Origin of the sequence: Pseudomonas sp. B3(2017) (assembly GCF_002113595.1) — a bacterium.
Taxonomy (GTDB): domain Bacteria; phylum Pseudomonadota; class Gammaproteobacteria; order Pseudomonadales; family Pseudomonadaceae; genus Aquipseudomonas; species Aquipseudomonas ekonensis.
Genome location: NZ_NEIU01000036.1, coordinates 1 through 9,697, shown reverse-complemented (window position 1 = coordinate 9,697; position 9,697 = coordinate 1). Strand labels below are relative to the sequence as shown.

Annotated in this window: 3 protein-coding genes; 2 read left to right on the top strand and 1 reads right to left on the bottom strand. The window is 65.1% G+C overall.

Annotation, left to right across the window (positions count from 1 at the left end):
* Positions 1–337: DUF6124 family protein (locus CAG33_RS27855; RefSeq protein WP_085641274.1), on the top strand; the 337-nt coding region annotated here is incomplete at its 5' end.
* A gap of 266 nt (positions 338–603) precedes the next feature.
* Positions 604–4,566 carry an Ig-like domain-containing protein gene (locus CAG33_RS27850; protein ID WP_085641272.1) on the top strand — a complete coding sequence of 1,321 codons (3,963 nt, stop codon included), beginning with the start codon at positions 604–606 and terminating at the stop codon, positions 4,564–4,566.
* 61 nt (positions 4,567–4,627) lie between these two features.
* Here CAG33_RS27850 and CAG33_RS27845 read toward each other — a convergent pair.
* Positions 4,628–9,697: S-layer family protein (locus tag CAG33_RS27845; RefSeq protein WP_139835922.1), on the bottom strand; the 5,070-nt coding region annotated here is incomplete at its 5' end.

Here is a 9,697-nt window from a genome sequence, read left to right as displayed (position 1 = left end):
CCCCACGTCCCCCTACGAATCCCCCGACTCGCGCAAGCTCAACGAAGCCGCCGAGCGCGCCCTCGACCATTACCTCAACCCGATGTTCGTCCCTGAACCCGCGCTCAAGATCAGCAAGCTCTACGCCATCGCCCCCGCCGCCGACAACGAGGAACTGCTGGCCGACGCCTGCGAGACCCTGACCTCGGCCAAGGTCATGGCCAACAACTTTGCGGGGCTGCTGGACGGCCAGCACCGGCATACCGCGCAAGGCATCACGCAGCTGATCATGCTCGGCGAGCTGGCGGTGAACCGGGTGCTGGACAGCCTGGAGCTGAAGGCCGACGCGGTCCTCTGAGCAGATACAAGACCCTGTGGGAGCCAGCCTGCTGGCGATGGCGGCGTGTCAGCCAGCATCACATTCGACTGACCCACCGCCATCACCAGCAGGCTGGCTCCCACAGGATTGGTGGTGGACTTAAAGCAGCCTCGTGCACATAGCCGGTCATCGGAAATCACCCTCCCCCTGTCAGATCTGACAGTGGTCAAACACCCCTGCGCAGTCCCTAATTCCGGTCAACGACCCGCCTGCACATCCATGCCCACCTCGGCAAGGAGCTGACCATGACCGCCTTGCGTTCCTACTTGCCCGCCCCGCTCACCCTCGTCGGCAGCGCGCCCGGTTTCGGCGTGCTGGCCCTGCAGCCGTTGTTCATCGCCGGCATGACCCGGCCGATCACGGACGGCGACGGCGGCATCAGCATTGCGGTGGTCAGCGACCATGAGCAAGGGGTGATGTTCGTCATCGACCCGTGGATCTCCATGGCCGAAGGCGACACCGTGGATGTCTTCCTTGACCAGAGCGTGGTCTATCACCAGGTGGTGACGGCGAACGACGTCAATCAGCGGCTGTTCTTCTTCGTCGCGGCCGCCCGCTTCGTGCCGGGCTGGATCGAGGAGTGCTATTTCCTGCTGCACCGCGCAGGGGAAGCGGCACCGGACGATCCCTCCGTGCCGCTGCGCTTGCGGGTCAAGCTCGACCGCCCGGCCGGCATCGACAAAGAGCCGCACAAGCCCGGCCACTCGGAGCTCAAGATTGTGCAACTGCCCCAGGAGGTGATCGAGCAAGGCGTCGACGCCGAGTGGGCCGCCAAGGGCGTGCCGATGACGATCCAGCGCTACCCCAACATCGCGTTGCGCGACACGATCCAAGTGAAGTGGGGCAGCGTGTTCCTGGCACCGCTGGTGCTGACGCAGGCCCACGTCGACGGCACCTTGCCCATCGTGGTGCGCGCCGAGCAGGCCGACATCCTTGCCGGCGGCGACAGCTCCGCCCTGCTGATCGCGTATGAGGTGTACGACGAGGTCTGGAACTATTCGGAAAAGTGGTCGCTCACCACCACCGTCGACGTCGAGGCCGGTGCCTCGCGCCTGGAAGCGCCGATCATCAGGGAATCGTTCAATGGCGTCATCGACCTCAAACAGCTCAACCAGCAGCCCGTCACCGTGCAGATCCACGTCCGCACCGAAGACTTCGCCGTCGGCGACACGGTGACGATGACCTGGACCGGCACACCGCTGAGCGGCAAACCGCTGGTTCACACGCAGTCGACGGTCATCGCCAACGTGCCGAGCATTCTCGAACTGCGGGTTCCCTACGAAGAGGTGCGGGCACTGGTCAACGGCTCGGTGGATGTGTTCTATGTGCTGACCAAGAAGGACGGCCAACCGCCGCTGGCCTCCAAGCACACCTTCGCCAACGTGATCGGCGATGTGTACGCCCACCCTGCCCCGGTGGTGCGCGAAGCGGTGGGCGATGTCCTTGAGCCGGGCGTGAACCACGCCACCGTCGACATCCATTACCCCGGCATGGCGGACGGCGACACTGTCGAGCTGATCTGGGAAGGCACCCTGGCCAACGGCGCGCCCTATGTGTACACAGTGCAGTACGACGTAAGCCGCAACGACGCCGTGGCGAAGCTTGTCACGCTGTATGTCATGGGCGAGCACATCGGCTTGCTGGCCAATGGGCGCCTGGATCTCTGGTACCGGGTGATCAACGACACCTCGGCCTACGGCACGAGCGAGTCCGAACACCTGCTGCTGAAGGTGCAGGCGATCCCCGCGACCTTACCGGCGCCGGACGTGCCCGAGGCCATCGAGGGCGTTCTCGACCCGGCCAGGGTGTACGAAAAGGTGACGGTGCGGGTCGGCTACACCGGCACGGTGAAGGACGACATTCTGACCTACTACTGGACCGCTGTGGACTCGGACATCAGCACCAGCGACTGGCTGCCCATCACCACCGTGTCGGCCGGCAAGCCGGTGAACTTCCGGGTGGACGCCCGCTTCGTCACGCCCAGCATCGGCCAGTACGTGAAGATCCGCTACACCCTCAAGCATGCGGCCACCGGGCTGCTGAGCTATTCGGCCACGTATGAGCTGCTGATCGGGCAACTGGTCGGGGAGCTGCCGCCGCCCGACGTGATCCAGGCCGACGGCGACAGCCTCGACCCGATGAAGGCGCTGGGCGGGGTGGATGTGGCGGTGGCGTACGCCAACATGGATCCGGCACTCGACACCATTGCCCTGAAGTGGCGCGGCACGCCCGGCGCCGGTACGTCGGAGGACCTGGAACTGCCGGCCGACGCCAGCGGCCGGGTGCAGTTCCATCTGCCGGCGTCGGTGGTGGGGCCCAACATCGGCCGGCCGGTGTCGGTGACCTATGACGTCAAGCGCTACAACTTCTGGACCACCTCGGAGCTGCTGACGCTCAACGTGCTGCGGTTCCAGTCACCGGAAACCGAGCTGCCGCGCCCGGAGGTGCCGCAAGCGGTCAATCAGGTGCTGGATCTGATGGAATTTGCCGGCGATCCGGATGTACAGGTCAAGGTCTGGCCTTACATCGCGCTTGAGCAACGTTTGTGGCTGCGCCTGGAAGGCAAGGCGCTGGACGGCAGTGATTACCGCATTGTGTTGCTGGACGGTGCGCTCATCACCGCCGGACAAGTCAGCGCCGGTCTGAAGGAAACCCTGCCCCGTTCCGAGCTGCTGAAACTGGATCACGCTTCATCGGCGTCGGTCGTGTGCAAGGTGACGTTCGACGGCGACGTGCAGGAGCACACCGCCATTGAGTTTCCCCGGCTGAACCTGACGATCCGCACCCGCTACGACTACCTGACGCCGGCGATCACCCGGGTCACCGACCAATGGGGCACGGTGGCGAATGGCGGCGTGACTTACAACGACCAGGTCACCGTGACGGGCACGGCGACCCGTGGGCAGAAAGTGGAGATTCTCGACGGGGCCAACTCCTACGGCTCGGCGGACGTCGCCCCGGGCGGCACCGGTTCGGAAGGTGTCTGGAGCAAGGTGCTGAACAACCTGACGGTCAAGGCCTATCACCTCACCGCCCGGGCGCTGTATGACGCCAACCCGGTGACCAGCCCGCCGTGGGCGTTCACGGTGGCCGTCGCCAACAAACCGGTGATTTCCAACGTCACCGATTCCCTTGGCAGCGTCGCCAACGGCGCCACCACCTATGACCGGACCGTTACCGTCAGAGGGACGGCCAGCCCGAGCCAGAAGGTGCGGCTGCTCGACGGCACGCAGGCGCTGGGCGAGCCGCTTGCCAACGCTCAGGGCGACTGGAGCCACGTCGTCAACGGGTTGAGCGCCAAGGCGTACAGCCTGACCGCGCTGGCGCTGTACGGCGACAGCCCGGTGTCCGCGCCGCCGCGCACGTTCGTGGTGGCCGAGCACGTTGCCCCGACGCTCACCTCGGTGAGGGATTCGAACGGTGAAGTGCCGAACGGCGGGCGGACGACCCGCACGACCGTGACCCTGCAAGGCAGCGTCACCCCCAATCACGAAGTGCAGATCCACGACAACAATGTGCCCAAGCACACGGTGCGGGCCGTGGGAAATGTCTGGAGCACCACGCTGAATGTGGCCTTGGGTGCGCACTCGGTCACGGCCAAGGCCGTGAGCACCGGGCAGGTGTCCAATGCGCGGAGCTTTACAGTGATTTCGCCGTTGAGCTTCAACACCAGTCCGGTGACGTTGAGCGGAAAAATCTATTTGCTGCCTGCCTATCCAAATTTACTGCCGGCCTTTGGCCCTGGCACCTCAGTGCGTTACCAGGCATCCAACGGCCAGCCACCCTACACCTACACATCCAGCAATCAGGCAGTGGCAGTCGTTGACGCAACCGGGTTGGTGACCGTCAGGGGGCGCGGAACCGCAAGCATTACAGTGAGGGATGCGACCAATCAATCGTTGAGCTATTCGGTGTCCGTCAGCGGTGTGATTCATGTTTTAGGGGTGGGGGCAGGCACCTGGGCACAAATGAGCTCAGCGGCCAGCAACTTGGGAGCGCATATCCCTAACGCAGATGAAATGCACGAGATCCAACGCACTTACGGTGGAAGCTGGCCAATGGGAAGCAACTTTTACTGGTCGAGCACACCTACCAGCTATTTCTTGAAGCCGGCCAAGGTCACGGTTCATCTTGTAACGGGAGCCAGGAGCGCAGCCATCGTAAACAGCTTCTTCAACAACCACGCCTTTGGTGTTGGAATCAGGTAATCAGCGAAGCCCCGTGCTCCCGTACACCGTGAGCGCGGGGCTATGCTGCCTCAACCGCCCCTCAGACCGTATCCACCTTCAACGAATGATCATTCAGCATCCCGTTGATGATCGTCGCCGTATCCGCCCCGCCCGCGATCACCCCGCCCGCCCCCGGCGTCACGCCGTAGTGGCTGGCCAGGTTGACGCCGGCCAGGTCGATGGTCTGGTTCGGCGTGGCGCCGGCCATGGCGCTCACATCGATGGTGGTCACCACCGACGCGCCGCTGCCGGTGACGGTGAAGTGCAGGTAGTCGTCCAGCGACGCCGCCGTGCCGTTCTCCCCTTGCAGCAGTTGCGACAGGTCGAGCTTGTCGGTGCCGGGGGTGAAGTCGGTGACGGTGTCGTGGCCGCTGTTGCCCTTGAGCCACTGGAAGGTGTCGGCCCCCGGTCCCCCGGTGAGGGTGTTGTTGCCCATCCCGCCGATCAGCAGGTCGTCGCCGCCCCCGCCGTTGAGGATGTCGTTGCCCAGGCCGCCGTTGATGACGTTGCTGTTGCTGTCGCCGGTGAGGGTGTCGTTGAAGTTCGAACCCACGAGGTTTTCGATGCCGGTCAGGGTGTCCGTCCCGGCGCCCACGGTGTTCTGCGCACCGAGCAGGCTCAGGTTGACCGTCACCCCGGCGGTGGCGTGGGCGTAGCTGGCGGTGTCGATGCCGCTGCCGCCGTCGAGCAGGTCGTTGCCGGGCCCGCTGTAGAGCAAGTCGTTGCCGGCGCCGCCGTGCAGTTCGTTGTTGCCGGAACCTGCGGTGAGCACGTCGTTGCCGTCGCCGCCGTTGAGGATGTTGTCGCCGCTGCCGGCCACCAGCACGTCATCGCCCGAAGTGCCGGTGAGGGTGTGGCCGTCCTGGTAGCTGATGGTCACGTTGGCCGTGTCGTTGCCGCCGTGGTTGTCGTTGGCGGTGTAGGTGCCGTGGTAGTCCGGGGTGGTGTTCTGGGCCCCGGCGTAGTTCACGGTCATGGTCAGCTGGTAGTTCTCCGCCGCGTTGGCGTTGCCGCCGCTGGTGTTGGTGATGTTGGTCAGGTGGATCTGATAGGTGCCGTCGGCGCCGGCGGTGATCGTGCCGCCGTCGGCGATGCTGACGAACGCCCCGCCGTTGAGCGAGTACTCCATGGTGATGTGCCCGGCCGCCAGGTTGTGGTCCAGGTTGAGGGTCTCACCCTGTTTCAGCTTGATGGTGATCAGGTCCTCGTCGTTGGCGTTGGCGTTGGTCACTGCGCCCAGGTAACCGCTGACCACCAGCACGGCGGTCATGGTCGCGGCGTTGGCGGCGAACGAATTGCGCACGTCGGCCAGGCTCTGGTTGGCGGCGGTGTTGCTGGTGCCGGAGAAGTTGATGGCGCCTGAGCCGGTGAAGTCCGCGCCCTTGGCCACCCAGCCGGTGTTGAAGCTGGTGGGCGAGGCGTTGAGAGTGTCGCCGTCCGGGTCGCTGTCGTTGGCCAGCAGCAGTTCCCCCGGCACCACGATGTTGCCCGACAGCACGTTGGTGATGATGTGGTCGTCCACCGCCACCGGCGGCGAGTTGGGGATCACTTTGACCGTCAGCGTCGAGCTGGCGAGGTCGCCGTCGTTGTCGCTGACGGTGAAGCCGATGTTCTCGGTGATGACCACGGTGGTGGTCTTCTGCGAGGTGTAGCTGTAGTCGCCGGTGTCGAGGTTGATCACCAGGGTGCCGCTGTTGTTGGTGGCGATGCTCAGGGTGTTGTTGACCGTGTTGAAGGTGCCGTGGTTGGCGCCGCCGCTGAAGGTCAGCGAGCCCTGGCCGCTGTTGGCTTTGGGGTCGTAGGTGTAGGTGGTGCCGTCCACCACGATGGATTTGATGAAGCCGCCGTCGGCGCCGAACGTACCGCCCTCGCCCAGCAGGGAACCGGTGACCGGCGCGCCCTGCACGGTGCCCGACAGCACCGAGTTGAGCTGGTTGAGGTCGGTAACCACCACCGCGTTGGTGTCGGTGTGGCTGATGCCGTCGTAGGCCAGCGGATCGAGGTTGGCGTTGCTCACGCCGTTGCCCAGGCCGATGGCGTAGTTCTTGATGTTGTTGGCGTCGAGGAAGGCCTTCAGCGCGGCCTCGTCGGCGGTGCCGATCTCCTGGCCGGTGGTGGGTTTGCCGTCGGAGAAGAAGTAGCCGACGTTCTGCGCCCCGGTGAGTTTGCCCGAGGTGTTGAACGCCGTCTGCAGCATGGCCACGGCGGCGTCGTAGTTGGTGCCGCCGCCGGCGCTGAGGCCGGCCAGGATCGTCTTGGCGGTGGCCACGTCGACCCACACTGAGGTGCGGTCGGTGGCGCTGCTGCTGAAGGTGACGAGCTGCACTTTCACATCGCCCAGGTCGTCGTACTTGTCGAGCAAGGCGCTGATCGCCTGCTTGGCCAGGTCCAGCCGCGACAGGCCCGGCACGCCGGAGGCGTCAGCCATGCTGCCGGAGATGTCGAGCACGATGAGGATGTTGGAGTCGATCTCCACCGCCGCCACCGAGCGGTCGGACGCCACGGCCTTGGGCACGTCGTCGACGATGTTGACCACGATGGTGCTGGTGGTGGAGTTGCCCAGGGCGTCGGTGGCCTTGTAGGTGAAGCTTTCGCTCAGCACGTTCGGCCCGTCGTTGGCGTTGGGCGTGGTCTTCGGCGCCGACGTCAGGGTGTAGGTGTAGGTGCCGTCGGCGTTGAGCAGGATCTGCCCGTAGGTGCCGGTGCCGCTGCCGACCAGGGTGTAAGTGATCGCCCCGCTGCCGCCGGTGACCGAGCCGACCAGGGTGCCGGACATGGTTTCGCCGGTGTTGCCGGGCTCGCTGCCGGTGACCGTGCCGGCGGCCAGGTCTTGGCCGTCCTTGGTCAGGTCGAGGGCTTTTTCGTAGACGGTCACATCCTGGTCGACCGACGCCTTGAGGTTGGAATCGGCGACGTTGATGGTGATCGTGGTGGTGCTCTCGTCGCCGTCGGTGTCGCGGATGGTGTAGGTGAAGGTGTCGGTGGCGCCGGGCGGGCTCACCGAGTTCGGGTTGCTGTGGTAGACCGCGTTGCCGGCGGCGTCCAGGGTCAGGTAGCCGTAGGTGCCGTTGATGTTGCTGTTGAGGCCGCCGATCGCCGAGGTCGACGTGTTGCCGCCGGCCCGCACGCCCACCACGGTGGCCGCGCCGTCGGCGCCGCTGACGTCGTTGCCCAGCACGCTGACGTTGACCGTGCCGCCCTCCGCCACCGAGCCGGTGTCGGGTTTGGCGGTGGGCAGGTCATCGATGATGTTGACATTGATCTGCCCGCTCGCGGTGCTGCCGTCGCCGTCGGTGGCCACCACGTTGAAGTTCTCGGTGAGGCTGTTGGCGCCGTTGGCGGTCGGGTGGGTTTCGTTGTCGACCAGGGTGTAGCTGTAGCTCACGACGCCGGTCGCGGCGTTGAAGCCGGTGATGGTCAACGTGCTGCCCAGCGGCGTGGTGAACGACTGCGGGAAGCCTGCGGCCACGCCGTTGGTGACCACGGCGATGCCGCCCACGGTCAGGGTTTGCAGACCATCCGGGGCCGTCACGGTGAAGGTGCCGCTTTGGGTCAACGCGGAGGCGTTGGGGCTGCTGCCGTCGCTGAGGTTCTTCTCGTAGACGGTCAGTTCGCCGCCGTTGACGTCGAGGCCGTTGAGGGTCACCGGATCGTCGTTGTTGTGGATGTTCAGCACCAGGTTCGCGGTGCTGGTGTCGCCGTCCGAGTCGGTGATCGTGTAGGTGAACGTTTCCGTGCCGTTGCCGCCGCCGTGCAGGGCTTTGAAGTCGGCATCACTGGTGTTGAGCGTGTAGGTGTAGGTGCCGTTGGCATTGAGCACCAAGGTGCCGTAAGTGCCGGTGAAGGTGCCGGCGGTGATCGGGCCGGCGTTGGGGCCGGTCGGTATGCGGTCGGCGCCCTGCACGTCGTTGGTCAGGACGTTGCCGGTCAACGTCAGATTGGTTTCCGAGGCGGTCGACGCGTTGCTGTCATCCACCCCCTTCGGCAGGTCATCGATGATGTTCACGTCCAGCGTGCCGTTGGCCGTTGTGCCGTTGTCATCCACCACTGTCACGGCGAACTGCTCAGGCAGGTTGTTCGCGCCATTCGCGTTCGGGTGGGCTTCGTTGTCCACCAGCGTGTAGCTGTAGCTGACCACGCCGGTCGCAGCGTTGAAACCGGTGATGGTCAAGGTGCTGCCCAGCGGCGTGGTGACCGATTGCGGGAAGCCTGCGGCCACGCCGTTGGTGACCACGGCGATGCCGCCGACGGTCAGCGTGGTGACGCCATCCAGCGCGGTCACGGTGAACGTGCCGCTCTGGGTCAGGGCCGCCGAGTCCGGTGCGCTGCCGTCGCTGAGGTTCTTCTCGTAGACAGTGAGTTCGCCACCGTTCACGTCCAGGCCGCTGATGGTCACCGGATCGTCGTTGTTGTGGATGTTCAGCACCAGGTTGGCGGTGCTGGTGTCGCCGTCCGAATCGGTGATCGTGTAGGTGAAGGTTTCGGTGCCGTTGCCGCCGCCATGCAAGGCCTTGAAGTCGGCATCACTGGGGTTGAGGGTGTAGGTGTAGGTGCCGTTGGCGTTCAGCACCAACGTGCCGTAAGTCCCGACGAAAGTCCCTGCGGTGATCGGCCCGGTGCTTTCCCCGACCTGAACCCGGTCGGCGCCCTGCACGTCGTTGGTCAGCACGTTGCCCGTCAACGTCAGATTGGTTTCCGAGGCGGTCGATGTGTTGCTGTCATCCACGCCCTTCGGCAGGTCATCGATGATGTTCACGTCCAGCGTGCCGTTGGCCGTTGTGCCGTTGTCGTCCACCACCGTGACGGCGAACTGTTCAGGCAGGTTGTTCGCGCCGTTGGCGTTCGGATGCGCCTCGTTGTCGACCAGCGTGTAGCTGTAACTCACGACACCGGTCGCCGCGTTGAAGCCCGTGATGGTCAGCGTGCTGCCCAATGGGGTCACTACGGACTGAGGGAACCCTGCCGCCACGCCGTTGGTGACCACGGCAATGCCGCCCACGGTCAGGGTGGTGACGCCGTCCAGCGCGGTGATGGTGAAGGTTCCGCTTTGGGTCAGGGCCGCCGAGTCCGGCGCGCTGCCGTCGCTGAGGTTCTTCTCGTAGACGGTCAG